This window comes from Curtobacterium sp. MCPF17_046, from assembly GCF_003224295.1.
GTDB lineage: Bacteria > Actinomycetota > Actinomycetes > Actinomycetales > Microbacteriaceae > Curtobacterium.
Map to the genome: position 1 here is coordinate 50,223 of NZ_QKLB01000006.1, position 26,961 is coordinate 77,183.

General features: G+C 72.4%; 25 protein-coding genes. 18 read left to right on the top strand and 7 right to left on the bottom strand.

Going from position 1 to position 26,961, the window contains the following annotated elements; genetic code table 11:
- Nucleotides 1-52 precede the first annotated feature (52 nt).
- Nucleotides 53-1,477, top strand: coding sequence for a M20/M25/M40 family metallo-hydrolase (locus tag DEJ32_RS07360; RefSeq protein WP_110900800.1), 1,425 nt, complete (start codon nt 53-55; stop codon nt 1,475-1,477).
- Nucleotides 1,478-1,540: 63 nt separating this feature from the next.
- Here DEJ32_RS07360 and DEJ32_RS07365 read toward each other — a convergent pair whose 3' ends face one another.
- The 3 genes from DEJ32_RS07365 to DEJ32_RS07375 all read right to left on the bottom strand — a co-directional run bounded on the left by DEJ32_RS07365 (nt 1,541) and on the right by DEJ32_RS07375 (nt 5,903).
- Nucleotides 1,541-2,875 carry an MATE family efflux transporter gene (locus DEJ32_RS07365; RefSeq protein WP_258368924.1) on the bottom strand — a complete coding sequence of 445 codons (1,335 nt, stop codon included), beginning with the start codon at nt 2,873-2,875 and terminating at the stop codon, nt 1,541-1,543.
- Between the two features lie 95 nt (nt 2,876-2,970).
- Complete coding sequence (locus tag DEJ32_RS07370; protein WP_146234100.1) at nt 2,971-4,116, bottom strand: hypothetical protein; 1,146 nt, start codon at nt 4,114-4,116, stop codon at nt 2,971-2,973.
- Between the two features lie 230 nt (nt 4,117-4,346).
- Nucleotides 4,347-5,903 carry a family 20 glycosylhydrolase gene (locus DEJ32_RS07375; RefSeq protein WP_110900802.1) on the bottom strand — a complete coding sequence of 519 codons (1,557 nt, stop codon included), beginning with the start codon at nt 5,901-5,903 and terminating at the stop codon, nt 4,347-4,349.
- A 195-nt stretch (nt 5,904-6,098) separates the two neighbouring features.
- Here DEJ32_RS07375 and DEJ32_RS07380 point away from each other — a divergent pair, with 195 nt between their 5' ends.
- Both DEJ32_RS07380 and DEJ32_RS07385 read left to right on the top strand, forming a co-directional pair.
- Nucleotides 6,099-6,653: an RNA polymerase sigma factor gene (locus DEJ32_RS07380; RefSeq protein ID WP_110900803.1), complete on the top strand. Its 555-nt coding sequence runs from the start codon at nt 6,099-6,101 to the stop codon at nt 6,651-6,653.
- Complete coding sequence (locus tag DEJ32_RS07385) at nt 6,650-7,549, top strand: hypothetical protein (protein ID WP_110900804.1); 900 nt, start codon at nt 6,650-6,652, stop codon at nt 7,547-7,549. The genes DEJ32_RS07380 and DEJ32_RS07385 overlap by 4 nt, the downstream gene beginning before the upstream one ends.
- 115 nt (nt 7,550-7,664) lie before the next feature.
- Here DEJ32_RS07385 and DEJ32_RS07390 read toward each other — a convergent pair whose 3' ends face one another.
- Together DEJ32_RS07390 and DEJ32_RS07395 are read right to left on the bottom strand one after the other, a co-directional pair.
- Nucleotides 7,665-8,315, bottom strand: coding sequence for an HAD family hydrolase (locus DEJ32_RS07390; protein WP_110900805.1), 651 nt, complete (start codon nt 8,313-8,315; stop codon nt 7,665-7,667).
- A gap of 28 nt (nt 8,316-8,343) precedes the next feature.
- Nucleotides 8,344-9,696, bottom strand: coding sequence for a uracil-xanthine permease family protein (locus DEJ32_RS07395; protein ID WP_110900806.1), 1,353 nt, complete (start codon nt 9,694-9,696; stop codon nt 8,344-8,346).
- Between the two features lie 114 nt (nt 9,697-9,810).
- Here DEJ32_RS07395 and DEJ32_RS07400 point away from each other — a divergent pair, with 114 nt between their 5' ends.
- From DEJ32_RS07400 to DEJ32_RS07415, 4 genes are all read left to right on the top strand, one after another.
- Nucleotides 9,811-11,277, top strand: coding sequence for a hypothetical protein (locus DEJ32_RS07400; RefSeq protein WP_146234101.1), 1,467 nt, complete (start codon nt 9,811-9,813; stop codon nt 11,275-11,277).
- 75 nt (nt 11,278-11,352) lie between these two features.
- Nucleotides 11,353-13,317 carry a M13 family metallopeptidase gene (locus DEJ32_RS07405; protein ID WP_110825724.1) on the top strand — a complete coding sequence of 655 codons (1,965 nt, stop codon included), beginning with the start codon at nt 11,353-11,355 and terminating at the stop codon, nt 13,315-13,317.
- Nucleotides 13,317-14,312 carry a serine hydrolase gene (locus DEJ32_RS07410; RefSeq protein WP_110900808.1) on the top strand — a complete coding sequence of 332 codons (996 nt, stop codon included), beginning with the start codon at nt 13,317-13,319 and terminating at the stop codon, nt 14,310-14,312. Before DEJ32_RS07405 ends, DEJ32_RS07410 begins: the two co-directional genes overlap by 1 nt.
- A 300-nt stretch (nt 14,313-14,612) precedes the next feature.
- Nucleotides 14,613-14,888: a hypothetical protein gene (locus tag DEJ32_RS07415; RefSeq protein WP_110889459.1), complete on the top strand. Its 276-nt coding sequence runs from the start codon at nt 14,613-14,615 to the stop codon at nt 14,886-14,888.
- Nucleotides 14,889-14,906: 18 nt separating this feature from the next.
- Here the strand turns inward: DEJ32_RS07415 and DEJ32_RS07420 are convergent, their stop codons facing one another.
- Nucleotides 14,907-15,356: an NUDIX domain-containing protein gene (locus DEJ32_RS07420; RefSeq protein ID WP_258368936.1), complete on the bottom strand. Its 450-nt coding sequence runs from the start codon at nt 15,354-15,356 to the stop codon at nt 14,907-14,909.
- Nucleotides 15,353-16,657, bottom strand: coding sequence for a glutamyl-tRNA reductase (locus tag DEJ32_RS07425; protein ID WP_110900809.1), 1,305 nt, complete (start codon nt 16,655-16,657; stop codon nt 15,353-15,355). Before DEJ32_RS07425 ends, DEJ32_RS07420 begins: the two co-directional genes overlap by 4 nt.
- A 74-nt stretch (nt 16,658-16,731) precedes the next feature.
- Here DEJ32_RS07425 and hemE point away from each other — a divergent pair, with 74 nt between their 5' ends.
- From hemE to hemL, 11 genes are all read left to right on the top strand, one after another.
- Nucleotides 16,732-17,856 (top strand): uroporphyrinogen decarboxylase, encoded by a 1,125-nt coding sequence (hemE, locus tag DEJ32_RS07430; RefSeq protein ID WP_110900810.1) that lies wholly within the window; start codon nt 16,732-16,734, stop codon nt 17,854-17,856.
- Nucleotides 17,853-19,205, top strand: coding sequence for an NAD(P)/FAD-dependent oxidoreductase (locus DEJ32_RS07435; RefSeq protein WP_110900811.1), 1,353 nt, complete (start codon nt 17,853-17,855; stop codon nt 19,203-19,205). Before hemE ends, DEJ32_RS07435 begins: the two co-directional genes overlap by 4 nt.
- Nucleotides 19,206-19,320: 115 nt before the next feature.
- Nucleotides 19,321-19,587 carry a hypothetical protein gene (locus DEJ32_RS07440; protein WP_110825717.1) on the top strand — a complete coding sequence of 89 codons (267 nt, stop codon included), beginning with the start codon at nt 19,321-19,323 and terminating at the stop codon, nt 19,585-19,587.
- On the top strand, nt 19,584-20,042 hold the full coding sequence (locus tag DEJ32_RS07445) for a phage holin family protein (RefSeq protein WP_110825716.1): 459 nt from the start codon (nt 19,584-19,586) through the stop codon (nt 20,040-20,042). The genes DEJ32_RS07440 and DEJ32_RS07445 overlap by 4 nt, the downstream gene beginning before the upstream one ends.
- A gap of 34 nt (nt 20,043-20,076) precedes the next feature.
- The gene (locus DEJ32_RS07450; protein WP_181419485.1) at nt 20,077-20,319 is read left to right on the top strand and encodes a DUF3618 domain-containing protein; all 243 of its coding nucleotides are present in this window, start codon (nt 20,077-20,079) and stop codon (nt 20,317-20,319) included.
- 111 nt (nt 20,320-20,430) lie between these two features.
- Complete coding sequence (hemQ, locus tag DEJ32_RS07455; RefSeq protein WP_110825714.1) at nt 20,431-21,186, top strand: hydrogen peroxide-dependent heme synthase; 756 nt, start codon at nt 20,431-20,433, stop codon at nt 21,184-21,186.
- A complete protein-coding gene (locus tag DEJ32_RS07460) occupies nt 21,183-22,418 on the top strand; it encodes a ferrochelatase (RefSeq protein WP_181420610.1) in 1,236 nt (411 codons plus the stop codon). The genes hemQ and DEJ32_RS07460 overlap by 4 nt, the downstream gene beginning before the upstream one ends.
- Nucleotides 22,415-23,509 carry a hydroxymethylbilane synthase gene (hemC, locus tag DEJ32_RS07465; protein ID WP_110900812.1) on the top strand — a complete coding sequence of 365 codons (1,095 nt, stop codon included), beginning with the start codon at nt 22,415-22,417 and terminating at the stop codon, nt 23,507-23,509. Before DEJ32_RS07460 ends, hemC begins: the two co-directional genes overlap by 4 nt.
- 52 nt (nt 23,510-23,561) lie before the next feature.
- A complete protein-coding gene (locus tag DEJ32_RS07470; RefSeq protein WP_110900813.1) occupies nt 23,562-24,461 on the top strand; it encodes a uroporphyrinogen-III synthase in 900 nt (299 codons plus the stop codon).
- Nucleotides 24,458-25,513, top strand: coding sequence for a porphobilinogen synthase (gene hemB / locus DEJ32_RS07475; RefSeq protein WP_258368925.1), 1,056 nt, complete (start codon nt 24,458-24,460; stop codon nt 25,511-25,513). The genes DEJ32_RS07470 and hemB overlap by 4 nt, the downstream gene beginning before the upstream one ends.
- Nucleotides 25,510-26,853 carry a glutamate-1-semialdehyde 2,1-aminomutase gene (gene hemL / locus DEJ32_RS07480; RefSeq protein ID WP_110900814.1) on the top strand — a complete coding sequence of 448 codons (1,344 nt, stop codon included), beginning with the start codon at nt 25,510-25,512 and terminating at the stop codon, nt 26,851-26,853. The genes hemB and hemL overlap by 4 nt, the downstream gene beginning before the upstream one ends.
- Nucleotides 26,854-26,961 lie beyond the last annotated feature (108 nt).

The window sequence follows — 26,961 nt, forward strand, 5'->3', positions numbered from 1 at the left end:
CTGACGGGGGGACCGTGTGCGAGGAACACCCTCGACGTCAGGACCGAACACCATGGACTCCACGCCCTCCCTGCCCCTGCCCGGACCGTCCGACCCCTCGGGTGTCGGTCGCTTCCTGGCCGACAACCGCGAGGAGGTGCTCGGCCAGCTCGAGCACTGGGTGCGGATCCCGTCGGTGGCGTCCCAGCCCGAGCGCTCCATCGACGTGGAGCGATCCGCCCGGTGGCTCGCAGCGGCCATGCGCGAGGTCGGGCTCACCACGGACATCCTCTGGGCGGGCCCGTCACCCACTGTGGTCGGCGAGTGGATCGTCGATCCGGCGAAGCCGACGGTCCTGGTCTACAGCCACCACGACGTCCGGCACGCCAAGCCGGAGGAGTGGGCCGAGACGGAGCCGTTCCAGCCGGTGCTGCGCGACGGGCGGTTGTACGGGCGGGGTGCCTCCGACGCGAAGGGACAGGTGATCGCGCACCTCTGGGGTCTCCGCGCGCACCTCGCCGGACGGGGCGACGCCGGTCCGGCGGTGAACCTGAAGTACGTCGTCGAGGGCGAGGAGGAACTCGGATCGACGCACTTCGCGTCGCTGCTCGACCAGGAACACGAGCGCCTGTCGTGCGACGTCGTCGTCTTCTCGGACACCCTGCAGTGGAAGGACGGGGACCCGGCGGTGGTGACCTCGATGCGTGGGATGACCGGTGCGACCCTGACCGTGACCGGGCCCCTGCGCGACGTGCACAGCGGAGCCGCGTCAGGACCCACACCGAACCCGGTCCACGCACTCGTCACCGTGCTGGCCGCGTTGCACGACGACGACGGACGCATCGCGCTGCCCGGTTTCTACGACGACGTGGAGGAACTCACCGACGAGCGCCGGGAGCAGCTCGGCGACCTGTCGTTCGACACCGACGTGTGGCTCGAGCGCACCGAGACCCGGAGCGTCACCGGTGAGTCCGGTCACACGGTCGAGGAACGTCTCTGGGCACGACCGGCCATCGAGGTGCTGACCCTGCTCGCGGGCGACCCGACCGGGTTCCCCCGGGCGGTGATCCCCCGCGAGGCAACGGCGGAGATCAGCATCCGCACCGTCCCCGGACAGCACGTCGCGGCCGTCGCCGACCAACTCCGCCGCTTCGTCGGATCGACGATGCCCGACGGGTTCGAGTACGAGCTGACCATCCCGGAGGAGTCCGGCCAGGACCCCTACGTGACCCCGGACGGGCCGGCACTGGAGGCACTCGTCCGCGCCATGGAACGAGGTCACGGTGGTGGGACGGCCGGACGCATGGGGAACGCGGGCGGCGGTCCGGCGGAGCTCCTCGGGCGCACCTTCGACGCACCGGTCCTCTTCATCGGCACCGGCCTGCCCGAGGACCACTGGCACTCGAGCGACGAGAGCATCGACGTCGGGATGCTGCTCGACGGCGCCGCGTCGATCGCACACCTCTGGGAGGGGCTCGCAGCCATCGAGCGGGAGTGAGAGTCCCGACCTCGCGGGCACCGGCGTGTCGACCGGTCGGCCCGCAGCCGGCGGACCGCGTCGTCACCGTGCCAGAGCCGCCGCGATCCACCCCGGCCGGTGCGCCCGGACCCCGAGCGTCACCGCCCGCACGCCGATGTACCCGAACGAGAACACCGCCCACAGCGCCGCCAGCCCGTCCCCGAGCCACCACAGCAGCGGCAGGTACACGACCAGGTTCACGACGCCCGCGAGCGCCAGGTAGCGGGCGTCACCCGCACCGATGAGCACCCCGTCGAGCACGAACACGTAGCCGGCGACCGGCAGCCCGACCGCGATGAGGACGAGCACGAGGGGGAGGGCCGCCCGGACGTCGGCGGAGTCGGAGAAGACCGGCCCGAGCACGCCGCTGGCAGCGGCGGTCAGCACCCCGAGCAGGACGCCGCCGACGATCCCGAGCACCACGAGCCTCCCGGTCACCAGGCGCACCCGCTCGGCGTCCCGGGCGCCGAGGGCGTGCCCGACCAGCGCCTGTCCGGCGATCGCGAGCGCGTCGAGTGCGAACGCGAGCGTGCTGAACACCGTCAGCCCGATCTGGGTCGTCGCGAGACCGATCGTGCCGAGGCCGGCCGCGGTGGCGATCGTCGCGAGCATCGCGACCCGCAACGACGCGGTCCGGAGGAACAACCACGCGCCGGACCGCAGCGCCCGTACGACCCCGGACGCGCCGGGCCGGAGCGGTGCGCCCGATGCCCGGGCGGCGCGGACGGCGATGCCGACGTACACGGCTGCCATCGCCCACTGGACGACGACCGTGCCCGCGGCCGACCCCTCGACGCCCCAGCCGAACCCGTAGATGAGGAGCGCGTTGAGCAGACCGTTCGCGACGAAGCCGACGCTCGCGACGACGAGGGGGGTGCGTGTGTCCTGCAGTCCGCGGAGCAGCCCGGTCGAGGCCGTGACGACCAGGATGCCGGGCAACCCGATCAGCGAGACGGTGAGGTACGCCGTGGCGGCCGCGGAGACCCCGGGCGTCGCCCCGAACAGGTCGACGAGCGGCCCGGCGAGCGGCCAGCCGACGAGCGCGAGCACCACCCCGAGCGCGAGCGCCAGCCACATCCCGTCGATGCCGGCGTGCACGGCGCCGCGGCGGTCACCGGAGCCGAGCGCCCGGGCCACGGCCGGCGTGGTGGCGTAGGCGAGGAAGACCAGGAGGCCCGTCACCGTCTGCAGGACCGCGCTCGCCACCCCGACGGCGGCGAGTGGTGTCGCGCCCAGGTGCCCGACGAGTGCGGTGTCGGTCAGCAGGAAAAGCGGTTCGACGACGAGCGCGCCGAGTGCGGGCAGCGCGAGCCGGACGATGTCGCGGTCGACGGCTCGACGCACGTGGCGGGGGTCGGTGTCGGACGCGGAGGGCACCAGGACATCCTGCCGTCGCTCCGGCCGGGCTGGTGACCCCGCCGCTCCGGGCCGAGGGCCACCCCTCCAGTGGGACGACTCTCGTCGAGGACCTGTCAGCGCGCGGTCGCTGCTGACGCTGTGACACCGGCGCGGTGGGCGTCCGGCTCAGCCGGGCAGGAGATCCGGGTGAGGACGGCGTCGCCCTCGAAACTCTCGACGCCGCCCGCCCAGACGGTGAGGGGGACGTCCTCGTGGAGCTCGACGGGGATCACGAGGTCGTGCGGGTTCCCGGTGGCGCCGTAGCCGTCGTACACGGCGAACTGCACGTCGGCTCGCGCGCAGTCGCGGCCGGGGATGACGTCGAAGCCGACGCAACCGAGGTCCCAGCACCCTTCGGGCTGGGCCTCGTGGTCCAGGGTGGGGAACCAGGTCGCGACGTGGTCGTCGATCTCCGGTCGCGGTCGGCACCCGGCGGCGTCGATGCTGCTCCACGACTCCGCACCGACCGAGGCGATGAACGCCGGTGTCCCCGGTCGGACACGCACCGATCGCTCTTCGGTGCGAGCGATCGGCCCGGTCTCGGTGTCGGCGAAGCTGACCGTCACTTCGAGGTCGCACTCGACGGCAGCGACGACGCCCCACGCCAGACAGTCGGAGTCGCCCATGGCCGCTCCGCAGAGTGCCCACCAGGCGTCCTCGTCCTCGACCTGCCCGATGCGCACGGCACCGCCCTCGACGGCGAACGGCGGGACGGGGAAGCCGCGGGCGCCGCGGGTCGCGGCGACGGTCGGTGTCGGTGTCGGTGTGGGCTCGTCCACGACGGCGGAGCGTGCTGCCGTGGACTGTGCGGGGACGGGCGCCGGGAGGCCCTGACCACCGATCCCCACCACGAGCGCCAGGACCGAGAGGGTCGCGCTGAGCACCAGCGCGATCCGCCGCGCGCTGCTCACGGCGGCGACGGAGACCGTCGGGTGGGCAGCCAGCGGCCGGGTCCGGAGGTCGTCCTGGGCGCGGATCGCCCGTGCGGTGTCGACGGCGAGCTTCCACCACCGGACCGACGACACGGTGAACAGCGCGCCACCGCCCAGGACCGGGACCACGGCGAGCACGCCGACGATCCCCGTCCCGAGCACGGACAGGACGACACCGACCACGACGAGCCCGAGTCCGACCCACCGCAACGTCTCGTACTGCCATCGGTAGGCCGGCATCATCGCACGCACGACGTGGACGGAGGTTCTCAGCGCCGGGCGACTCACGCGGCGAGGCTAGTGAATGCGCCGTTGCCGCTGCAGGCCCCTGTTTGGGTCGGACCGACGGCCGCGAGCATCTGGCGTGCTCGCTTCTCCGTCAGTCCCTCCGGTCCGGACCCGCACGCGACCGGCGGAGCCTCCTCGGCGAGAACGACCCGTCCACGGGTTACCTGCACGAGTGGTCGAGTGGTCGCTCGGTGACGGGTCCTCCTACCGATGGTGGCGGGTGGTGGCGATCACGAGGTCACCTTGTCGATCATGGCGAGCACGTGCGGCGTACTCCAGCGCAGGAGGTCGTCGGAGGGCGAGTCCTCGAGGTCCTCTCCCCAGATCGCGACCGCCGCGCCCGCCATCGGAGCAGCGAGGAGCGCACCCGAGTCGCCGTCCCACGTCCGCAGTGACCAGTTCTCGCGGAGATCGGCGACCGTGTAGTCGCTGTCGGCCTCGTCGAGGTCGCTCGGCACCTCGTAGAGGTAGTACGAGTTGTAGTTGAGCAGCTCGATCCCCGCGGCGTACAGGTCGGTGGCACCCGCTCGCCGCTGTCGGCGTTCGCGGCGCTCCGCAGGGTCCTCGGTGTCGCCGTCGAAGCTCCAGTACGTGACGTGGATGCGCGGATCCAGTCGCTTCACCGCAGCCCGGTCGATGCCGTCGTTCCAGGCCCAGACCTCACGATCGCCGAGAGCGGCCGCCATGGCGTTCAACCACCCGACGCGGTCAGCGGCAGTGACGCCACCGCCCCATTCGTCACCACCGATGTGCACGGTGCGGCTGGACGGGAACGTCCGCGTCACCTCCGCTGCGAGCTCGGTCGCGAGCGTGAGACTGGCGGGCGCGGATGTGTCGAGCTCACTCTCGCCCGAACGGATGCGATCGACCCACTCCTTGCCGTGTCGCGCCTCGAGGAGGGCGAACGCGGCAGCCATGTGGCCGGGAGTGTCGACCTCGGGCACGATCGCGATGCCTCGCTGGGCGGAGTACGCGGCGATCTTCCGCGCCTGTGCGGCGCTCAGGAACGGACGGCCGGTCACGCGGCTCGTGTAGACGCCGTCGTGGAGATCGGCGTTCGCGGGGGTCTGGCCGAGGACGTCGCTCTCGATCCCGACGTTCTGGTCGTCGGTGAGGTGCAGGTGCAGGAAACGGCCGCCGTTGTCGGCCAGCAGGTCGACGTACCGCTTGATCAGCGCCACCGGGTAGTAGGCGCGAGCGACGTCGAGCATCACACCCGGTTCGGGACGTGCGCGGGACGCGGGTCTGCTCGTGACGGTCGTGGCAGACGTGCGGCATCGCTGTACGGAGTAGACCCCGGTGCAGCCGAGGACCCTGTACTTGCCGGCTTTCGCGCGGAGGGGTGACCTGTGGATCGCGCGGACCGTGGTGCTCGCGCCGGCGGCGAGCGGCTTCACGGTCACGTGGCCGAGCGTGTACTTCTTGCTGCCGGCGGACAGGTAGAGCCAGGCGTGGGCAGCCGGCTTCCGCACCGAGCTGGTGTTCTTGACCGTCAGGGTGGTCCGCACGGCCGTGCCGGTGGAGGTGACGGTGTTGGTCGCGGTGACCTTGGTGACCGTCACTGCCGAGGTGTTCGACTCGATGGCGACTGCCTGCACAGCAGGGGCGTCGGGCGTCGCGCCCTCCGCCGGTCCCGCGGTCGCACCGATCCCGACCAGGGCTCCTGCCGACATCGCGATGGTCAGACCGACGGCGGTGATCCAGCCGACGCGTTCACGCGGACGCACTTCCGGCATCGGGGACGGGTTCGGTTCCTGACGCATCGCGACGTTCTTCCCCTCGACCATGCGGAACGTCCACCGCGCTACCGGGCCGGCTCGGATGGACCGGATGGCGCAGATCGTACCGGAACCGCTGGGGCCGCACTCCGAGCACCCGGTACTCGACCTGTGGCCTAGGCTCCGGGCCGTGGCTGACGAACTCCCGCGCTGCGCGACACGCCGACGAGGGAACCGATCGCGGGTCTGTGGACAACTCAGGACATGAACGAGATCGCGGGGGACCGGGCCGATTGGGCGCTGAGTACCGCGGGTGACGGGCAGGCGTTCGGGAGGGTGTTCGACCGGCACGCCGCACGCCTCCGGCGTCACGCGGTCGGACTCGTCCCCAGCCCAGCTGACGCCGACGACGTCGTCGCCGTCGCGTTCCTCGAGGCGTGGCGACGACGTGATCACGTCCGCTTCGTCGACGATTCGTTGCTGCCGTGGCTGCTCGTCACCGCGACGAACGCAGCGCACAACCTGACACGATCGACCACGCGACACCGCCGCTTCCTCGGCCGGTTCCCTGTCGATGACCCGGCGCCGGACCCCGCTGATCAGTACACGGACGGCGACGCCGTCGCGGCCCTGCGCGGACTCGGGCTCGCCGATCAACGCGTGCTCACCCTCTGCGTCATCGAGGGGCTCAGCGAACGCGAAGCCGCCGTCGCCCTCGGCGTCGCGGCCGGGACCGTCAAGTCCCGACTCCACCGAGCGAAGACTCGGCTGCACCAGCAGTACACAGCCACAGCGGAACCCCTCGGAGGCGCACTGTGAACGACGACATCTCACCCCGCTTGACCGCCATGCGCGAAGCCCTCATCACCGACGTCGCGTCGACCGGGACGGCCAGCACGACGGGCCGCCGCCGTCCCACCCGCGGCGCGGTCGTCGCCGTGGTCGCGGCTTTCCTGGTCGGCGGGACGATGACCGGTGGGCTCACCGCCGCGGCACTCCCGGGCAACGACCCCGACACCGCCATCCAGGCCTCCCTCGCCACGACGACGCGCTACATGGTCGAGGACGCCAACCACGGCCGTGTGGTGGGGACACCGAGCTTCCGCGTCGCACGCGGTGACACCGCCTTGACCTTGTCCGATCGCCCCGCTGGCGCGGACAGTGTCACGGTCGCGTGGGCGTGCCTCGACGGAGACGCGCCGACCGTCGAAGTCGACGGGCACCGCACGGAAGGCACCCTGTGCGGTCGACGAGACGACCCGACTTCCGAAGCGACCGGATGGGCGCTGTCCCCGATGGCCTCGACCGGTGCGACCGTCGTGACCCTCTCCGCCGATGACACTGACCGGTACGCCGTCTGGGTCTCCTGGGCGAAGGCACCGAGCATCGCCACACCGTCACCGCAGCAGGACGCCGAGACCGCCGACGGTGCCGTCACCCTGGACGAGTACAGGACGGCGTTCAACCGTCTCCTCGCATGCCAGGCACAGGCAGGACAACCGATGGGGGACGTTCCACTCACCTGGTACGCGGATGGAGCGTGGAACGGCAGCGGACGAGGGACCGGGCCCTGGTACCTGTACGCGACGCCGGCGGCCGGGAGCGAGGTGTTCGACATGCAGTGCTACCCGCGAGAGTTCGACGCCGTGGACAGGATCTGGCAGGAGGAGCACCCCGAGCCCGAAGACCCACCGGTCGAGCCCGCCGTCGGCTGACGCGGGGCGTGCCTCGTCCTGAGCCTCGACGCCGAGTAGCGGACGCGGGATCTCACCGCACCTCGCGGGAACGGTGCGCTGCGTGGCGCACTGCGGCGCTCGGACCGCCAGCTGCCTACTGCGACGGTTCCCGCCACCATGTGGCACGAGGCAAGCGTTCGAACGTGGCGGGATCAGCACCCACGAAGACGGTCTCGGCGCACGCCTCGGCGACGGGCAGATCATGCACCGAGTCCGTGAAGAACCGTGCTCCAGCGAGCGGGATGCCCGCCGCCCGGAGCGTCGCGTGCTTCTGTGCGCCGACGTTGTGGAGCCCGAATCGCAGACCCTCCGGGGTCGACTCGAGTTCCGACCCGAGCACACGGACGTCGTCGATCCCCATCGCCTCGACGAGTGCGCGCACGAGCCCTGCCTCGCTCGCCGTCGCGACGACTGCCCTGCCCGAAGCCGCTTCCGTCCGGAGCTCGGTGACGAACGCAGCCCGGAGCCAGTCCGAGGCGATGAACCGCGACACCACCCGTCGGACCAGTTCGTCGTACGTCCGGCGGTCGAGGCCGACGAGAGCAGCCTCGACGAGCGCTGCGTCCGCTCGCTGACGGGCGCGCGAATCTCGGGCGACCACGCGACGCACGAGTGACGGCACGGCCGCGACGAGCCGGCGCGGGTCGCTCAGCAGGCGGAGCCGACACACGTAGGCCATCGTGTCGCGGCTGGTGATCACTCCGTCGAAGTCGAAGACGACCACACCGACGGTACGCACGGTCATCTGTCGGGCCGACGACCGGGACGGCCGGTCAGCCCTTCCGGTGTCCGTCGATCCGCGGCTCGACGGGGGTGCCACCCGTCGCGGCCCGCTCGGCCTCGGTCGCGTCCGGGGTCACCGGATCGGTGCCCCGGGCCCGGCCCACCAGGTCCATGAGGTGGTAGACGACGATCGCGGCGATGGTGCCGATGATGATCCCGCCGAAGGTCGCGCCGCCGAACGAGAACGTGAAGTCCGCGATGCCCATGATGAGCGCGATGCCCGCGGTGAGCTGGTTCTTCGGCTTGGCGAAGTCGACCCGGTTCTCGACCCAGATGCGGATGCCGATCACGCCGATGAGTCCGTACAGCGCGGTGGTGGCGCCACCGAGCACGCCGGCCGGCACCGTCGAGATGACTGCACCGATCTTCGGCGACAGCCCGAGCAGCACCGCCGCGATCGCCGCGACCCAGTACGCCGCGGTGGAGAACACCCGCGTCGCCGCCATGACCCCGATGTTCTCGCCGTAGGTCGTCGTGGCCGAACCGCCGCCGACGCCGGCGAGCACGGTCGAGACCCCGTCGGCGAGCAACGCGCGCCCGGTCAGCGGGGTCAGGTCACGTCCGGTCAGTTGCCCGACGCCCTTCACGTGGCCGACGTTCTCGGCGACCAGGGCGAGCACGACGGGCAGGAAGCCGAGGTAGACGGCGGTCTGGGACAGGTCGAAGGCCGGAGCCGTGAAGGTCGGCAGTCCGACCCAGGCGGCGTCCTGCACGGCGCCGAGGTCCACCTCGCCGGCGACGAGTGCGACGAGGTAGCCCACGACGACACCGACGACGATCGACAGGCGACCGACGAGCCCCTTGAACAGCACGGTGCAGAGGACGATCGCGGCGAGCGTGACCGCGGCGATCACGGGCGCCTCCACGAAGTTGTCGCGGGCGGCCGGCGCGAGGTTGAACCCGATCAGCGCGACGATGGCGCCGGAGACCACCGGCGGCATGAGACGGTCGATCCAGCCGGCGCCGGCCAGGTGCACGATCAGTCCGACCACCGCGAGCAGCGCCCCGACGACGATGATCCCGGACAGTGCGAGCGGGATGCCGCCGATCTTCGTCGCGGCCCCGATCGGCGCGAGGAACGCGAACGACGAGCCGAGGTAGCTCGGGAGCCGATTGCCGGTGATGAGGAGGAACAGGATCGTGCCGATGCCGCTGAACAGCAGGGTCGTCGACGGGGGGAAGCCGGTGATGAGCGGCACGAGGAAGGTGGCGCCGAACATGGCGACCACGTGTTGCACGCCGAGGCCGACCGTCCGGCCCCAGGTGAGTCGTTCGTCCGGCGCCACGATCGCCGAGGCGGACACGGTGCGGCCGTCGCCGTGCAGCTTCCAAGGGAGTCCCATGCGATGACCGTAGCGGGCGCACGGGCGTCCGTGGGTCCGCAACCCGCCCTGTGGAGAACCGTGACGGACGGCCGGAATGCTGGATATGGTGTGCGGGACACCACGAGGAGCACCATGCGAACCACCAGCCCCGTCCTTGTCCCCGTCCTCGCCGCACTCGCGGTCGGCGCAATGACGGCCGCGCCCGTGCTCGTCGCCGACCCCGCCCTGGCCGCGGGTGTCGACCGGCACGCGACGGAGACCTCGCGGTCGCCGGCGTCCGACCCGCCTGCCCCCGTCGACTTCACCGCCGGGGTGCGGTCGATCGCACACGGCACCGGCGTCGTCACCGTCACCGGCACCGTTCCCACAGGCGAGAGCGTCCAGGTCGCCGGGGACGTCGTCGAGCCCGTCTGGACCGAAGGGGACGCGGACGGTCGCTGGACGGCGCGGGTCCGGGTGCATCCGGGCGACCACGTCATCCGAGCCACGTCCCAGGTGTCCGGGCAGTCGATCGACATCCCGGTCCGGATGCTCGTGCTGCTGCCCCCGGACATGACCGCGACCGTCGACGGCATCGGACGGACCATCACGATCGACGGCTCGGGCCATCCCGGAGCGCACCTCGTCGTCCGGGACCGCGGGACGGAGCGCGCCGAGACCGACGTCGCCGACGACGGCACCTGGCACGTCGTGCTGCGTGGTCTCGCGTTCGGTCGCCACCACGTGGAGGTCGGCCAGTACTTCGACGGCACCCTGAACGGCGGGGTCGACGACGTCTACGAGCTCTCGGGCACCCCGACCGTCGAGCACGCGACGGCTTCCCGGCAGACGGAGCACCTCGTCCTGGACGGACGTGCTCCCGCCGGCAGCACGCTGACCTTCGCGGACCGCCGGGGTCCGGTCACGGGAGCGGACGGCGAGCCCGTGGTCGTCCACGTCGGGGTCGACACGTCGTGGCGGGCGGAGCTCCCGATCCCCGACGACGTCCGTCTGCACGTGGTCTCGGTCATCGCCTCCGACGGAGGGGACGAGATCGGTCGGACGGACGCGCACGTCACGATCCCGTCCGTGCTCACCGGCGCGGTCGAGCGACTCGACGACGGCCGCCTCCGGTTCAGCGGCACGGGAGAGGTCGGCGGCACGGTGACGCTCGAGGACGAGGCCGGGAAGACCCTCACCGCCGCGGACGGCGAACCGCTCCGCACCACGATCGGTCGGTCCTGGGAACTCGTCGTCCCGCGCGACACCCTGCCCGCCGCTGCCGTCGTCGCACAGCAGCGCGTGCAGGACGTCGAGCAGGGCGCCCTCCGGCTCGTGCTCCCCGGCGCACCGGGACGCCCCGGTCCGGGCACCGGGAGCGCCGGGAGCGACGGTGGCACTCCGACGGGAGGCGGCGTCACCAGCGGGGAGGAGGCCCGTCATCCGGCCGCGGCCCGCCTCCGGACCGCGGGCGCGCGTGCTGCCGCTGCCGGACGACTCGCCTACACGGGTGCGGACGTCGTGCACCCGGCCGTCGCGTCCCTCGTCCTGCTCGTGCTCGGAGGCAGCACCCTCCCGCTCGCCCGGGTCGTGCGCCGGCGTGCGACTCCCCATCGGTGAGGGGCTGACGACGTGGACAGGTCGGTGAGCGAGCACCGGGTGGCGGAGGAGGGACCGGTGGCTATCGTGGAGCCCATGACCGACGTCGCAGGCACCACCGGAATCCGCACCGACGAACTCGACGAGTCGGTGCGACCGCAGGACGACCTCTACCGGCACGTCAACGGCAGGTGGATCGCCGACACCCCGATCCCGGACGACAAGGCCCGCTACGGGTCCTTCACGGTCCTGGCGGAAGAGGCCGAGGCCGCCGTCCGGACGATCATCGAGCGCGCGCAGACGGCTGAGCCGGGCACCGAGCAGCGGAAGGTGGGCGACCTGTTCACGTCCTTCACGGACGAGGTCGCCCTCGAGTCCGCGGGCTCCGGGCCGATCGAGCCGCTCCTGGCCGACATCGCCGCGATCGAGGACAAGAACGACGTGCTCCGCATGGTCGGTCGCTTCGAGCGGCTCGGGCTGCCGAGCTTCATCCAGCTCTTCGTCGACAACGACCCGGGCGACCCGGACGCCTACATCGTCTTCCTCGAGCAGTCCGGCCTCGGTCTGCCCGACGAGTCGTACTACCGCGAGGACCGGTTCGCCGACATCCGTGAGAAGTACCGCGAGTTCGTCGGGTCGATGTTCCCGCTGGCCGGCTACGACGAGAGCGGCGACCGCACCGAGCACGTGATCGCCCTCGAGACGGCCATCGCGTCGGCACACTGGGACAACGTCGCCACCCGCGACAGCCAGAAGACCTACAACAAGATGCCGTGGGACGAGGTCTCGGCGCTCGCCGAGGGCGTCGACCTCCGCATCTGGTGGGACGCCATCGCCGCACCGGCGGGTGCGTTCGACACGGTCGTGGTCCGGCAGCCCTCGTTCATCACCGGCCTCGCACAGCTCTTCCGCGAGCAGCCGCTGCCCGTCTGGAAGGACTGGCTCTGCTGGCAGGTGATCCGGGCCTCCGCCCCGTACCTGACCAGCGCGTTCTCCGCGACCAGCTTCTCGTTCTACGGCACGGCACTGACGGGTGCGCCGAAGCAGCGTGACCGCTGGAAGCGCGGAGTCTCCCTGGTCGAGGGTGCGATGGGTGAAGCCGTCGGACGGATCTACGTCGAGGAGCACTTCGACGAGACCTCCAAGGCGACGATGGACGACCTCGTCGCGAACCTGGTCGAGGCCTACCGGCAGAGCATCACCGGGCTCGAGTGGATGACCGACGAGACCCGTGCCCGCGCGCTGGACAAGCTCGAGAAGTTCACGCCGAAGATCGGCTACCCCGTGAAGTGGCGCGACTACAGCGCCCTGCCCATCCGGGCGGACGACCTGCTCGCCAACGTCCGGGCGATCGCGTCGTTCCAGGTCGACCGCGAGCTCGGCAAGATCGGGAAGCCGATCGACCGCGACGAGTGGTTCATGACCCCGCAGACGATCAACGCGTACTACAACCCGGGCTTCAACGAGATCGTGTTCCCCGCGGCGATCCTGCAGTTCCCGTTCTTCGAGGCGACCCGCGACGCCGCCGCGAACTACGGAGCGATCGGCGCCGTCATCGGGCACGAGATCGGCCACGGCTTCGACGACCAGGGTTCGCAGTACGACGGCGACGGCCGCCTGCAGAACTGGTGGACCGAGGCCGACCGCCAGGCGTTCGAGGAGCGCACGAAGGCCCTCATCGCGCAGTACGACGCCCTCGTCCCGACCGAGGTGCCGGACGGCCACGTCAACGGCGCCCTCACCATCGGTGAGAACATCGGCGACCTCGGCGGCCTCTCGATCGCGTGGAAGGCGTACCTGATCTCGCTGGACGGTGCCGAGCCCCCCGTGATCGACGGCCTGACGGGTGCCGAGCGGTTCTTCCTGAGCTGGGCGCAGGCCTGGCGCATGGCGATCCGCCCCGAGGAGGCCGCACGCCTGCTCAGCATCGACCCGCATTCGCCGAACGAGTTCCGCTGCAACCAGATCGTGCGCAACATCGACGTGTTCTACGACACCTTCGCCGTCTCCGACAGTGACGCGATGTACCTGGCTCCGGCCGAGCGCGTCGCCATCTGGTGATGGTGGAGCCGGACGCGCCGAACTCGTCGCGCCGGCGCCGCCCGGGACGCCCCTCCGACGACGGCACCACCGCGGGAAGCGGGGGTGCCGCTCGGTCCGGCGGTGGCCGCGCCGGTGGTGGCGGTCGCAGCCGCGGCAAGCACCGGGGAGGTGCGGACGAGCGCTTCACAGCGACGACCGAAGCGCTCGGCGCGATCGCCGTCGACGGCGCCGGGGTGAGCGCGTCGATCATCGACACGTCCACCGGTCGGGCGCTGCTCGCGATCGACGACCGCCTCGTGCAACCGGTGGCGAGCCTCGGACGGGTGCTGCTCCTCATCGAGGTCGCCGCGCAACTCGAGGACGGTCGCCTGCACGGTGACCGCCTCCAGCGGATGGCCCGCGACACCGCGACCGGCGCGGGCCTGTGGCAGTTCCTGCAGGAACCGACCATGCAGGTGTCGGACCTGGCGACCCTGGTCGGCGCCACCGCCGACGCCTGGGCGACGAACGCGCTGCTCACCACGGTCGGGATGGACGCCGTGCGGTCCCGCGCGGAGTCGCTCGGCATCGAACGGACGGCCCTGATCGACCGGGTGCGCGACCGGCGCGGACCCGACGACGCCCCCGACGTGTCCGTCGCCGCCGCGGGTGAACTGAGCTGGCTGTTCCGGGGCCTCGCGCTCGGTGAGGTCGTCGACGAGGCGGTGTCGAACCGGGTGCTCGGCTGGTTGTCGCTCGCCGCCGACCTGTCGCTCGTCGCGGGGTCCTTCGGGCTCGACCCGCTCGCGCACCGGGCCCTCGACCACGGCCTGCAGTCCGTCGCCGTCACCGGTTCCGGACCCGGCGTCCGCGCGGAGGCCGGGGTCCTCCGTGGGCCGGCGTCGTCGGTCTGCTACGCGGTCACGATCCGGTTCGAGGACGACTCGCTGCAGCGCCGTCTCGCGGTCGTCGACGCCCTGCGCACCTTGGGGACCGAGGTGCTCGAGGTCGTGCACGCCCCCGCCGAGCGCTGACCCCGTGGGCCTCGCGCATCCTCGCCCCGGCCATCACCCGCGTGACGCGGCCGTCGGCCTTGCGCGTCAGGCCGTGCCACACCCCGACGATGCCGCACACGACGGGGATGCTCACCACGGCGAAGAGCACCGGGCATGGAGTCGGGTTCGAGCGGCGTGGGCACGAGGTGCACGAGCCCGAAGACGGCAGGGCACTCCCGTGGCGCACGTCCTCCCAGGAGCACACCGCCGCACAGCGACATCGGGCAGGATCGGCAGCGTGCACGCCGACGACGACGTGCCGGACGGAAGGACAGACCCATGGCAGCAGGCAAGCACGAGGCAGCACGCGGCGACGAGGACCGCGCGGACGGCGTGGACGAGCGCGCCGGCGAGTTCGTGGACAGCGAGATCCCCGGCGAGCACCGCGTCGCCGATGACGAACCGGTCGGTGAGTTCGTGTCGAGCGACATCCCCGGCGAACGGCGTCCGGAGTCCGAGGGTGAGCGCGGCGAGTACGTCGAGTCGGACATCCCCGGCGACGTCGAGCCCGGCGGCCCGGAGACGGCCGGCGAGTACACCGACCGCGACCAGTAGCAGGGAGGCGGGCCGACCTCAGTCGACGAGGTCGGCCTGCGTGAGCAGGCGCAGCGTCTCGACCCCGGCGGGCGGGCACCGCCCGGCGTCCGCGGAGGTGACCCACTCCACCTCGTCGACCTCTGCGGAGGCGAGGGGCGTGGCGGTGTCGAGCGCGCCTCCCGGCCGGGCGAGGAACAGCGTCATCGCGACGATCGTCCCCGGTGCCTGCCCGTGCGCCGGCTCGGTCACGGTCGCGAACTCGTCGACGTCGGCGGGCGTGAGCCGCAGCCCGGTCTCCTCGAACGCCTCGCGGACCGCGGCGTCCACGCTGCTCTCGCCGGGCTCGACCTTGCCGCCGGGCAGGTAGAGGACGTCGCGCCCGCGGGCGCGCACCATGAGCACGCGACGGTCGCGGACGAGCAGGAGGGCGCTGACCCGCAGCAGCGGGGCGGCGGCCGGGAGGCCCGGATCGTCCGACCCGGTCAGCTCACGTCCGCCTCGTCGTCGCGCACACGCGCGGCCCGATCGGCGAGGGGCACGACGGCGGACGGCACGTCCGCGACGGGCTCGGGGCGCACCCCGAAGAGTGCGTCGAGCGCGCCGGTGAAGTCGTCGCCCCGACCGGCACGGCCGAGTTCGCGGGCCCGGACCGAGGGGCGGTGCAGGAGCACGCCGACCAGGTGCCGGAGTGCCCGCTCGGTCTGCTCGGCGGACTCGGGGGTGGTGTCGCCGCGCCGCTTCACGCGGTCGATCTCGTCGTCCAGGATGTCGAACACGTGCTTGCGGAGGGCGACGAGGGCGGGGGTGGTCGACTGCTCGAGGGCCTGGGCGCGGAAACGGGACACGGCGTCGTCGACGATCGCGCGTGCTTCGGTCTCGGCGTTCAGCTCGGCGATCGGGGCGTGGATGCTGATCGTCTCGAGGTCGAGCAGTTCGACGCCCTCGACGTCGGCGGCGTCCGGGTGCACGTTGCGGGGGAGGCCGAGGTCGATCACGATGCGGCGGGCACCGTCGTCGAGGTCGCACGCCTCGACGACCGGGACCTCGCTCGACGTGCAGGTGATGACGACGTCGCTCGTGCCGATCGCGGTGCGCAGGTCGGTGGCGGCGACGAGGTCGTGCTTGGCGGCGAACCACGGCGCCCGGCCGGACGGCGAGAAGACCTGGATGTGCTGGGCCCCGCGGTCACGGAGGGCCGCGATGGTGGTGGCGGCGTAGCTGCCGGTCCCGACCAGGAGCACGCGCGTCGCGGCCCAGTCGGTGATCCGCGAGGACGCGAGCTCGAGCCCCAGGCGGACGAGCGACCGGCCGGCGGCGCCGATCCGGGTGCGGGTCTTGACGCCGCGGGAGGTGTGCGCGGCCTCCTGGAAGAGCCGTTCGAGGTCCGAGGTGGTGGTGCCGTTCCGGCGCGCGTCCTCGAGGGCCCGGCGGACCTGTCCGGAGATCTCGGTCTCGCCGACGACGACGGACTCGAGCCCGCTCGACACGGCGAAGAGGTGCTGCACGACGTCTCCGCCGCCGAGCACCTGCACGGCGTCGAGGACCTCGTCGGCCTGCAGCTCGCTCGCTGCCGAGACGGCCTCGACGGTGGCGCGGACGGCTGCGTCGTCGTCGTCGGCGATGTCGAGGTAGGCCTCGAACCGGTTGCACGTGGCGAGGACCACGGCGCCGTCGAGGACGTCCGAGTCCGTGACGAGGTGGCTGGCGGCCGCGGGTGCTCCGATGCTCAGACGCTCCAGGAGGTCGAAGCTGGCGTTGCGATGCGACGCCGTGAGACAGATGAGCACGTGTTCAATGGTAACCCCGGTGCCCCGAGCACCGGGTCGGGGAGCCGTCCTGTTCGCGGTGCGAGAATCATCCGGTGACCGACGCGCTCCCGACCACCCATCCGCTCGCCGACGGCCGCACCACGGGCTCGCGGCTCGTCCGTGCCCTCCGTGGGGACCGGCCGGAGACGCTGCCGGTGTGGTTCATGCGGCAGGCCGGCCGGTCGTTGCCGGAGTACCGGGAGCTCCGCGTCGGGACGGCGATGCTCGACGCGTGTCTCGACCCGGCCCTCGCGTCCGAGATCACCCTGCAGCCGGTCCGTCGGCACGGGGTCGACGCCGGCATCTTCTTCAGCGACATCGTCGTGCCGATCAAGCTCGCGGGCGTGGACGTCGAGATCGTCCCCGGTCGTGGTCCGGTCCTCGGGTCGCCCGTCCGGACGGCGGCGGACGTGGACGCCCTGCGTCCGCTCGAGGCGGAGGCCCTGGCCCCGATCACCGAGGCGGTCGCCCGGACGGTCGCCGAGCTCGGCAGCACGCCGCTGATCGGCTTCGCGGGCGCGCCCTTCACACTGGCCGCGTACCTGGTCGAGGGCGGCCCGTCGAAGGACCACATCCGGGCCCGCACGATGATGCACGCCGAGCCGGAGACCTGGGCACGGCTGCTCGACTGGGCCGCCGACGTGTCGGGGGCGTTCCTCCGTGCCCAGGTGCTCGCCGGTGCCTCGGCCGCGCAGCTCTTCGACTCGTGGGTCGGGTCGCTGTCCCGCGCGGACTACGTCTCCCGCGTCGCTCCGCACTCGGCGCGGGCACTGTCCCACGTGACCGACCTCGGCGTCCCGCGCATCCACTTCGGCGTCGGCAGCGGCGAGGTCCTGGCCGACATGGCGACCGTCGGCGGCTCCATCGGTGCGGTGGACGCGGTCGGCGTGGACTGGCGGCTGCCCCTCGACGAGGCCGTGCAGCGCGTCGGCGGTGACGTGACCGTGCAGGGGAACATCGACCCGGCGATGCTCTCGGCCCCGTGGCCGGTCCTCGAGGCGCACGTCCGTGACGTCGTCCGCCGCGGAGGCGTTGCCCGTGCGCACGTCGTGAACCTCGGCCACGGCGTCCCGCCCGAGACCGACCCGACCGTGCTGACCCGCGTCGTCGAGCTCGTGCACGCACTGGGCGACGGCACCGACGTCGGGACCGACGGGACCGACCGGGCCGCGTCGTGACCGACGTCGTCGTGGTCGGCGGCGGGGTCGCCGGGCTCGTCGCCGCTCGTGACCTGGCGAAGGGCGGCGCCCACGTCGTGCTGCTCGAGGCCTCGGGCGTGCTCGGCGGGATGATCCGACGGCACACGGTCGCGGGCCTCGACCTGGACATGGCGGCGGACTCGTTCGCGACCCGGACGGACGCCGTGTCCTCGCTCGCGGTCGAACTCGGTCTCGGCAACGACATCGTCTCCCCGGACCCGCGGGGTGCGTGGCTGATGACCCGCGACGGTCGGACCGCGCCGATCCCGTCGACCGGCCTGCTCGGGATCCCGGGCACTCCGATGGCCGCGGACGTCATCGCGGTGGTCGGCGGTGCCGGCGCCCTCCGCGCACAGATGGACGCGCTGCTGCCCTCGCCGGTCGGCGCACGGGCGACGTCGCTCGGCGCGATGGTCCGGAGCCGGATGGGCGCGAAGGTCCTCGACGACCTCGTCGTCCCGGTCGTGGCCGGCGTGCACTCGACGCACCCCGACGACCTCGACCCGGACCGCGTGGCGCCCGGGCTCCGTGCCGCCCTGCAGCGCGAGGGGTCGTTGGCCCGTGCGGTGCTCGCGCTCCGGAAGCGTGCCGTCGCCGGGTCCGCCGTGCAGGGGCTCCGAGGCGGCATCGCGCGGCTCGTCGACGAGCTCGTCGCTGATCTCGACACGTACCGCGTCGACGTGCGGCTGCACACCCGGGCCACCTCCGTCGGACGAGCGGCGGTCGAGACCGTGTCGGCGGACGGCACGACCGAGCGGCTGGCGGCGGACCACGTCCTCGCGACGGTCGCCGACCCGGCCCGGACGGCGGCTCCGCGTCGGTCCGGCATCGAGCTCGTCACCCTGGTCGTGGACCGGCCCGAGCTGGACACGGCTCCGCGTGGCACCGGCATGCTCGTGCACCCGGCAGCGACCGGTGTCGCCGCGAAGGCGCTCACGCACGCGACGGTCAAGTGGCCCTGGCTGGCGGAGCGGGCGGCCGGGAGGCACGTGCTGCGGCTCAGCTACGCCCTGCCCCCGGCAGGCGCGGACCAGGCGACCGGCGCTGCCGGCGCGACGGACGCGGACGAGGTGGCCACGAGCCTCCCGGTCGACCCCGCCGGTGCGGTGAGCGCACGGGCGACGACGGACGCGACCGCGCTGCTCGGCCTGCCCGTCCGTCCGGAGCACGTCGTCGGCGCGGCCCGCGTCCGCTGGCACGGACCGGACGCCGAGGCCGCCGGGCTGGCGGAGGGCGTGGTCGGGATCGGTGAGGCGTCCTCCGGACGTGGCGTGTCCGGCATCGTCACCGCTGCCCGGGCGGCTGCTGAGCGCATCCTGGATTCCTGAGCGGACCGCTGACCCTCCGAGGGCTACTGTTGGGGGAACCGTCGGACACATGCCGATCGGTGCATGACCACGCACGGTGCCTTCACAGCACACTTACCCAACGGAGGAATCGCTCATGCGAGGAAAGCTCCTGTTCGTCGCCGGCGCAGCACTCGGGTACGTCCTGGGATCGCGAGCCGGACGGGCGCGGTACGAGCAGATCAAGACCGTCAGCGGCAAGATCTGGAACAGCAACGGCGTCCAGAAGAGCGTGAACCAGGTCGAGGACTTCGTGTCCGACCGCACCCCCGACGTCGCCGACTTCATCGGTGAGCAGACCAAGAAGGTCGTCCGCAAGGTGAGCTCGAAGGCGTCGTCCGGCAAGGGCTCGCAGATCTCATGACCGACACACGCGACCGGAAGTCGCGGTCGCTGTTCGGCCTCGTGAAGGACGTCCCCGACCTCGTCAAGGACCTGGTCAAGGGGGAAATCGCCCTCCTCAAGGCCGAGATGATCGGCAAGGCGAAGGTCTTCGCGGTCGCCGCGGGCATCCTCGTCGCCGCGCTGGTGATCGTGCTGTACGCGATCGGCGTGCTCCTCACCGCAGCGGTGATGGGCCTCGCCACCGTGATGCCCGCGTGGCTCGCCGCGCTGCTGCTCGCCGTCCTCATGCTGATCGTCGCGGCGATCCTCGGGTTCATCGGATGGAAGCGGCTCAAGAAGGGCCTGCCGGTCACGCCGAAGCGCACCATCGCGAGCGTCAAGAACGACGTCAACGCGGTGAAGGGCCTCGGCCGGAAGCCCACCCCCGAGACGCTCCGTGCGTCACGGAAGCCGGACGTCGACGGCCGGTTCTGACGCCCGTCATCCCCACGACTCCCTCGGAGGACCAGTGACCGACCCCCAGCACGACGACCAGTCGAAGATCGCCGACCGCGTCGCTGCGACCCGTGCCCAGCTCTTCGACACCCTCGACGCGATCGAGGACAAGCTGAACGTGCCGAAGCAGCTCGGCATCGCCGCGTCGAAGGTCAAGCGTGGCGTCGACGCGAACCCGGTGCCGTACTTGGCCGGGCTCGCAGCGGGAGTGGCAGTGGTCGGGGGTATCGTCGTAGCGGTGCTCCGACGGCGGTGATCCACACGCGGCGAGCCTTCGCGAGCCGCAGTGGACGATCGTCCCGGACACCCGCTCGGCGAAGGGGGCCGGCGAACCACACCCCCGGCGAACGTGGAGGACGACCGACCCATGAGCACTGACGTGCCCACCCCAGCAACTCCCGCAGCACCAGCGGCCAGCACAGCGCACGAGACGGACCCGGCTTCCGGGATCGACCCGAACCTGCTCACGGCCTACGCCCTCTGGGCGGTCTTCCGCCGCCCGGTCGGCGCCGTCCGACCCGGCGGTGCGGATGCGGTCGCGGAACTCGACGCGGTCGTCTCCGCGGCTGCCGAGCGCGGCGTCACCATCCGCGGCTTCTACGACGTCTCCGGCTTCCGGGCCGACGCGGACGTCATGATCTGGTTGCACGGCGACGACGCACAGGCGATCCAGGCGGTCCTCCGCGAGATCCGCCGCACGGCCCTCTTCGCCGAGGCCGAGCCCGTCTGGCACGCCATGGCCATGCACCGGGAAGCCGAGTTCAACAAACGGCACACCCCGGCCTTCCTGCGCGGCAAGGACCCGGAGCCGTGGATCACGGTGTACCCCTTCGTGCGCTCGTACGAGTGGTACCTGCTGCCCGAGGAAGAGCGTTCGAAGATGCTGCGCGACCACGGCATCGCCGGCGCGAAGTACCGCCGCGTCCTGACGAACACCATCGCGTCCTTCGCCCTCGGTGACTACGAGTGGATCCTGCCGCTCGAGAGCCCGGACCTGGTCGACCTCGTCGACCTCATGCGCGACCTCCGCTACACCGAGGCCCGCATGCACGTCCGCGAGGAAGTGCCCTTCTACACGGGTCGTCGCGTGACGACCGCCGAACTCCCGGAGGTGCTGTCATGACCGACACCAGCATGATCACGAACGGCCAGCCCGTCCTCGCCGCCACCGCTGCGGCCGCGTCCGGCCCGGAGCATGTCGAGGTGCCGACCGCGTACGACGCGATCCTGCTCGCCGGCTTCGGTGGGCCCGAGGGTCAGGACGACGTCATCCCGTTCCTCCGCAACGTCACGCGCGGTCGCGGCATCCCGGACGAGCGTCTGGAAGAGGTGGCGCACCACTACCGCCACTTCGGCGGCGTCAGCCCGATCAACGCCCAGAACCGTGCGCTCAAGGCCGCGCTCGAGGCCGAGCTCGCCTCGCGGGGCATCGACATGCCCGTCCTCTGGGGCAACCGCAACTGGGAGCCCTACCTCGAAGAGGCGTTCACCGAGGCGGCCGACAAGGGCTACAACAAGCTCATCGCGATCGCCACGAGCGCGTACTCGTCGTTCTCGAGCTGCCGGCAGTACCGCGAGGACTACGCCCGCGTGCTCGACGAGACCGGTCTGATCGACACGATCCAGATCGACAAGGTCCGCCAGTTCTTCGACCACCCCGGCTTCGTCCGGCCGTTCATCGACGGGGTCCGCGACGGACTGGCCCGCGCGATCGCCGAGAACGACGGCCTCGACGTCGCGACGGAGCTCCAGGTGCTGTTCTCCACGCACTCGATCCCGTCGACCGACGCCGCCCGCTCCGGCCCCGACTACCGGGGCTTCGACGAGCACGGTGCGTACGAGGCGCAGCACCTCGCCGTCGGGCAGGTCGTCCTCGACCAGGCGTGGGCGGAACTGCTCGAGCAGCCCGAGCACGCGCACCTGCAGGGCACGTCGAAGCCCGCCTGGAAGCTCGTCTACCAGTCGCGCTCCGGTCCCCCGACGCAGCCGTGGCTCGAGCCCGACATCAACGACTACATGAACGAGGAGCTCAAGGGCGGCCCCACCCGCGCCGTGCTCATCGTCCCGCTCGGCTTCGTGAGCGACCACATGGAGGTCATGTGGGACCTCGACGAAGAAGCCACCGAGACCGCCGGCGAGCTCGGCTTCTGGTCGCTCCGCACGCAGACCCCCGGCGTCGACCCGGCCTACGTGGCCGGTCTCGTCGACCTCGTGCTCGAGCGGGTCAACGGCACGCCGACCGCTGAGCGTCCGCACATGACCGACATCGGCCCCTGGTACGACGTGTGCCGTCCGGGGTGCTGCGAGAACGTGCGAGCGGGGTTCAAGCCCGCAGCCGCCGGCGTCGCTCCGTGACCGAGGCGACCGCGGACCACCCCAGCACCCCGGCGACCGACGGTCCGGCCCCGATCCGGCTCGGCACCCGTGCCAGCCGACTGGCGGTCGCCCAGTCGCAGGACGTCGCCGACCGCCTGGCGAAGGCCGCCGGCCGTCCGGTGGAACTCGTCACCGTGACGAGCGAGGGCGACACGAACCGGGCCTCCCTGGCGTCCCTCGGCGGTACCGGCGTCTTCGCGTCCGCGCTGCGGGAGGCGCTCGTGGCGGGCGAGGTGGACGTGCTCGTGCACTCGCTGAAGGACCTGCCGACCGCGCCGTACCCGGGCCTGACGATCGGCGCCGTGCCGAAGCGTGCCGACGCTCGTGACGTCCTCGTGGCGCGGAACGGTGCGACGGTCGAGACCCTGCCCGAGGGCGCGAAGGTCGGCACGGGGTCGCCCCGCCGTGTCGCGCAGCTCAAGGCGGACCGGCCGGACCTGGACGTCATCGACATCCGCGGCAACATCGACACGCGGCTCGCCCGTGTGGAGGACGACCTGGACGCCGTCGTGCTCGCGGCCGCCGGGCTCGGACGCATCGGACGGCTCGATGCCGCGACCGAGCTGCTCGACCTCGGGTTCTGGCCGAGTGCTCCCGGTCAGGGTGCGCTCGCGGTCGAGATCCGCACGGACGAGGACGACCGCAACCTGCTCGCCGCGCTGCGGAAGATCGAGCACGCCCCGACCCGCCTGACGGTGACCGCCGAGCGCGAGGTGCTCGCCAAGCTCGAGGCCGGCTGCTCCGCCCCGATCGGCGCGACCGCGGTCGTCGACGCCGAGATGCTCCTCGTCTCGGCGACGGTCTACCGCCCCGACGGCTCCGAGTACCGGACCGCGTCGCACGCGGCCGTGCTCGACGGGTCGGCGCAGGACCGCCTCGACGAGGCCCTGTCCGTCGCCGACCGGGTCGCCGCCGAGCTGCTCGAGAACGGTGCCGCCGAGCTGGCCGACCTGTCGAACTCCGCCGGGTCGGACTCGGCCGAGCACGACGCCGGGCACACCGTCGGCCCCGGCCTCGACACCCCCGGTACCGAGGGGCCGTCCGACACGTCCGCCACCACGACCGAGTAGGGCGACGATCACCACGGACACCACGCGGGACGACAGGACCGGGCACCGGCCCGTGGTCGTCGTCCCGCGCGGTGGCTCCTGGGGTGCGCGGGTCGCCGCGGCGGCCGCAGCCCGCGGGCTCGACCCGCGCATCGTCCCGCTCGTCACCGACGCGCCGCCGCTCGACGCCGGTCCCCTCGACCGGATGGTCGCCCGGCTCGCGGCCGGCCGCCCCGCCCCGGCTCCGGAGCGGGACGGAGCGGCTCCCAGCGCCGGCCGCCCCGCGCCGGTTCCGGAATTCCGGGACCTCGAGGCGTCAGGTTCCGACATCGTGGAACCTCGACGATCCGCAGGCGGTGAGTCGTCGCACCTCGACGGCGAGGGCGCCGAGCGAGCGGGCGACGACTGGCTCGTGGTGACCAGCGCGACCACCGTGCGGGTGCTCGCGGAACGCCTGCCGGGCCTCCCGGCCGGGGTCCGCGTCGCCGCCGTCGGCGAGCCGACCGCCCGCGCGGCCCGCGCCGTCGGATGGACCGTCGACTTCGTGCCGGCCGACCACTCGGCAGCCGGACTCGTGCGGGCGCTCCCGGCGGACGCCCGACTCGTCCTCCACCCGCGCTCCGACCTGGCCGCACCCACCCTCGTCGACGGCCTGCGGGCCAGGGGCATCGACGTGTCAGAGGTGGTCGCGTACCGTACGGTCGGGACCGGTGACGCGCCGATCCCGGGCGACCCCGCGCCGGACGTCGTCCTCGTGACGAGCGGCAGCATCGCCCGCGAAGTCGCTCGTCGTCTCACCCCCCTCGACCCCCGCACCCGGATCGCCTGCATCGGCCCCGGCACCGCCGACGAGGCCCGCGCCGCCGGCCTGCCGGTGGACGTCGTCGCCGCCGAACGGTCCGCAGAAGCCCTCCTCGACGCCGTCGTCGAGGCCCTCGTCCCATCCACCCCCGAACAGGAAGGCCACCCGTGACCGGCCGCTTCCCCCAGGTCCGCCCCCGACGTCTCCGCGCCACCCCCGCGATGCGTCGTCTCGTCGCCGAGACCCGGCTCCACCCCGCCGAGCTCGTGCTGCCGATGTTCATCCGCGAAGGCGCCACCGACGCGATCGACATCTCGAGCATGCCCGGGGTGCAGCAGCACTCCCTCGACTCGTTCCGCCGTGCACTGCACGAGGCCGCGTCGGTCGGCATCGGCGGCGTGAACCTGTTCGGCGTCCCGCAGCACAAGGACGCGGTCGGCTCCGGCGCGACCGACCCGGACGGCATCCTCAACGTCGCGATCCGGGTGGCGAAGGAAGAGGTCGGGGACGCCCTCGTCGTGCAGTCCGACCTGTGCCTCGACGAGTTCACCGACCACGGGCACTGCGGTGTCCTCGCGGCGGACGGCTCGGTCGACAACGACGCGACGCTGCTCCGCTACCGGGACATGGCGGTCGCCCAGGCCGAGGCCGGCGCCGAGCTCGTCTGCCTGAGCGGCATGATGGACGGCCAGATCGCCGCCGCCCGGGACGCGCTCGACGTCTCCGGGCACTCCGGCACCGCGCTGCTCGCCTACGCGGCCAAGTACGCCTCGGCCTTCTACGGGCCGTTCCGGGAGGCCGTCGCGAGCACCCTGCAGGGTGACCGCCGCACGTACCAGCTCGACTCCGGCAACGGGCGCGAGGGCCTCCGCGAGGTCGAGCAGGACATCGAGGAGGGCGCCGACATCGTCATGGTGAAGCCCGCGATGAGCTACCTCGACGTCCTCGCCCGCACGGCCGACACCTCACCGGTGCCGGTCTGGGCGTACCAGATCTCCGGCGAGTACGCGATGATCACCGCCGCCGCCCAGAACGGGTGGATCGACCGGGACGCCGCCGCGATGGAGGCCCTCATCGGCATCAAGCGCGCCGGCGCCGACGCGATCCTCACCTACTTCGCCGTCGACATGGCCCGCAAGCTCAACGAGGAGGCCGGCCTGCGCACCTCCGGCAGCTCGGCGGACGTCGCCGGCATCGCACCGACCGGGAAGGCACCCGAATGACCACGACGACGACCACCAACGACGACCTGTTCGGCCGCGCGAAGGACAGCATCCCCGGCGGCGTGAACTCGCCGGTGCGTGCCTACGGCTCGGTCGGCGGGACGCCCCGCTTCCTGGTGTCCGCGAAGGGCGCCACCGTCACCGACGCCGAGGGTCGCGAGTACGTCGACCTCGTTGCCTCGTGGGGCCCGGCGATCCTCGGCCACGCGCACCCCGGCACGGTCGAGGCCGTGCAGCAGGCGGCGGCCCGGGGTCTGTCGTTCGGTGCCTCCACGCCCGGCGAGACCGAACTCGCGGAGCTCGTGAAGCAGCGCGTGCAGGTGGACGGCGACGGTCCGATCGAGAAGATCCGCATGGTGTCGACGGGCACCGAGGCGACCATGACGGCGATCCGCCTGGCCCGCGGCTACACCGGCCGGGACCTGCTCGTGAAGTTCGCCGGGCACTACCACGGCCACTCGGACTCGCTCCTGGCCGAGGCCGGTTCGGGCGTCGCCACGCTCGCACTCCCCGGCAGCGCGGGCATCACCGCCGAGACCGCTGCGCAGACGCTGGTGCTGCCGTACAACGACCTGGACGCCGTCCGTCGCGCCTTCGACGAGCACTCGGAGCGCATCGCGGCCGTGATCGTCGAGGGCGCCCCCGCGAACATGGGCGTCCTCGCCCCGGAGCGCGGGTTCAACCGGGCCCTGGCGCAGATCACGCAGTCGCACGGCGCGCTGCTCATCGTCGACGAGGTCCTGACCGGCTTCCGTGTCGGCCCGGCCGGCTGGTGGGGGCTCGAAGCGGACGGCACCGTGCCCGAGGGGACGGGGTGGAAGCCCGACCTCGTCACCTACGGCAAGGTCATCGGCGGCGGCATGCCCCTCGCCGCACTCGGCGGGCGCCGCGAGGTCATGGACTTCCTCGCCCCGCTCGGCCCCGTGTACCAGGCGGGCACGCTGTCCGGGAACCCGCTCGCGGTGGCCGCGGGCATCGCCACGCTCCGGGCCGCGACCACCGACGTCTACGCGCACCTCGACCGGACGGCGGACGTCGTCTCCCGGGCCACGAGCGAGGCGCTCGCGGCCGAGGGCGTCGCACACACCGTCCAGCACGCCGGGAACCTGTTCTCGTTCGCGTTCCTGGACACCCCGCCGCGGGACTACGACGACGTCCGCGCGCAGGAGGCCTTCCGGTACGCGGCGTTCTTCCACAGCATGCTCGACTCCGGCGTGACCCTGCCGCCGAGCGTGTACGAGGCGTGGTTCCTCACCGCCGCGCACGACGAGCGCGCGGTGTCGCGGATCCTCGACGCGCTGCCGGCTGCCGCGAAGGCGGCCGCTGCCGCGACCGAGTAGCCAGCCGACGACGGACGGGAGGCGCGGTCCGGAGGGGCCGCGCCTCCCGTCGGCCCGTCCGCGAGGTGCGCGAGACGCCGCCGTCTGCCCGTGACGCCGCCGAGTGCG

What these genes read in the sequence shown, in the direction of transcription:
- DEJ32_RS07375 (WP_110900802.1), bottom strand. Translation starts at nt 5,903, where the DNA reads ATGGTCGAGGGGAAGAACGTCGCGATGCGTCAGGAACCGAACCCGTCC.
- DEJ32_RS07440 (WP_110825717.1), top strand. Translation starts at nt 19,321, where the DNA reads ATGCGAGGAAAGCTCCTGTTCGTCGCCGGCGCAGCACTCGGGTACGTC.
- DEJ32_RS07460 (WP_181420610.1), top strand. Translation starts at nt 21,183, where the DNA reads ATGACCGACACCAGCATGATCACGAACGGCCAGCCCGTCCTCGCCGCC.
- hemQ (WP_110825714.1), top strand. Translation starts at nt 20,431, where the DNA reads ATGAGCACTGACGTGCCCACCCCAGCAACTCCCGCAGCACCAGCGGCC.
- DEJ32_RS07400 (WP_146234101.1), top strand. Translation starts at nt 9,811, where the DNA reads ATGCGAACCACCAGCCCCGTCCTTGTCCCCGTCCTCGCCGCACTCGCG.
- DEJ32_RS07395 (WP_110900806.1), bottom strand. Translation starts at nt 9,696, where the DNA reads ATGGGACTCCCTTGGAAGCTGCACGGCGACGGCCGCACCGTGTCCGCC.
- DEJ32_RS07405 (WP_110825724.1), top strand. Translation starts at nt 11,353, where the DNA reads ATGACCGACGTCGCAGGCACCACCGGAATCCGCACCGACGAACTCGAC.
- DEJ32_RS07360 (WP_110900800.1), top strand. Translation starts at nt 53, where the DNA reads ATGGACTCCACGCCCTCCCTGCCCCTGCCCGGACCGTCCGACCCCTCG.
- DEJ32_RS07445 (WP_110825716.1), top strand. Translation starts at nt 19,584, where the DNA reads ATGACCGACACACGCGACCGGAAGTCGCGGTCGCTGTTCGGCCTCGTG.
- hemL (WP_110900814.1), top strand. Translation starts at nt 25,510, where the DNA reads ATGACCACGACGACGACCACCAACGACGACCTGTTCGGCCGCGCGAAG.
- DEJ32_RS07415 (WP_110889459.1), top strand. Translation starts at nt 14,613, where the DNA reads ATGGCAGCAGGCAAGCACGAGGCAGCACGCGGCGACGAGGACCGCGCG.
- DEJ32_RS07380 (WP_110900803.1), top strand. Translation starts at nt 6,099, where the DNA reads ATGAACGAGATCGCGGGGGACCGGGCCGATTGGGCGCTGAGTACCGCG.
- DEJ32_RS07390 (WP_110900805.1), bottom strand. Translation starts at nt 8,315, where the DNA reads ATGACCGTGCGTACCGTCGGTGTGGTCGTCTTCGACTTCGACGGAGTG.
- DEJ32_RS07410 (WP_110900808.1), top strand. Translation starts at nt 13,317, where the DNA reads ATGGTGGAGCCGGACGCGCCGAACTCGTCGCGCCGGCGCCGCCCGGGA.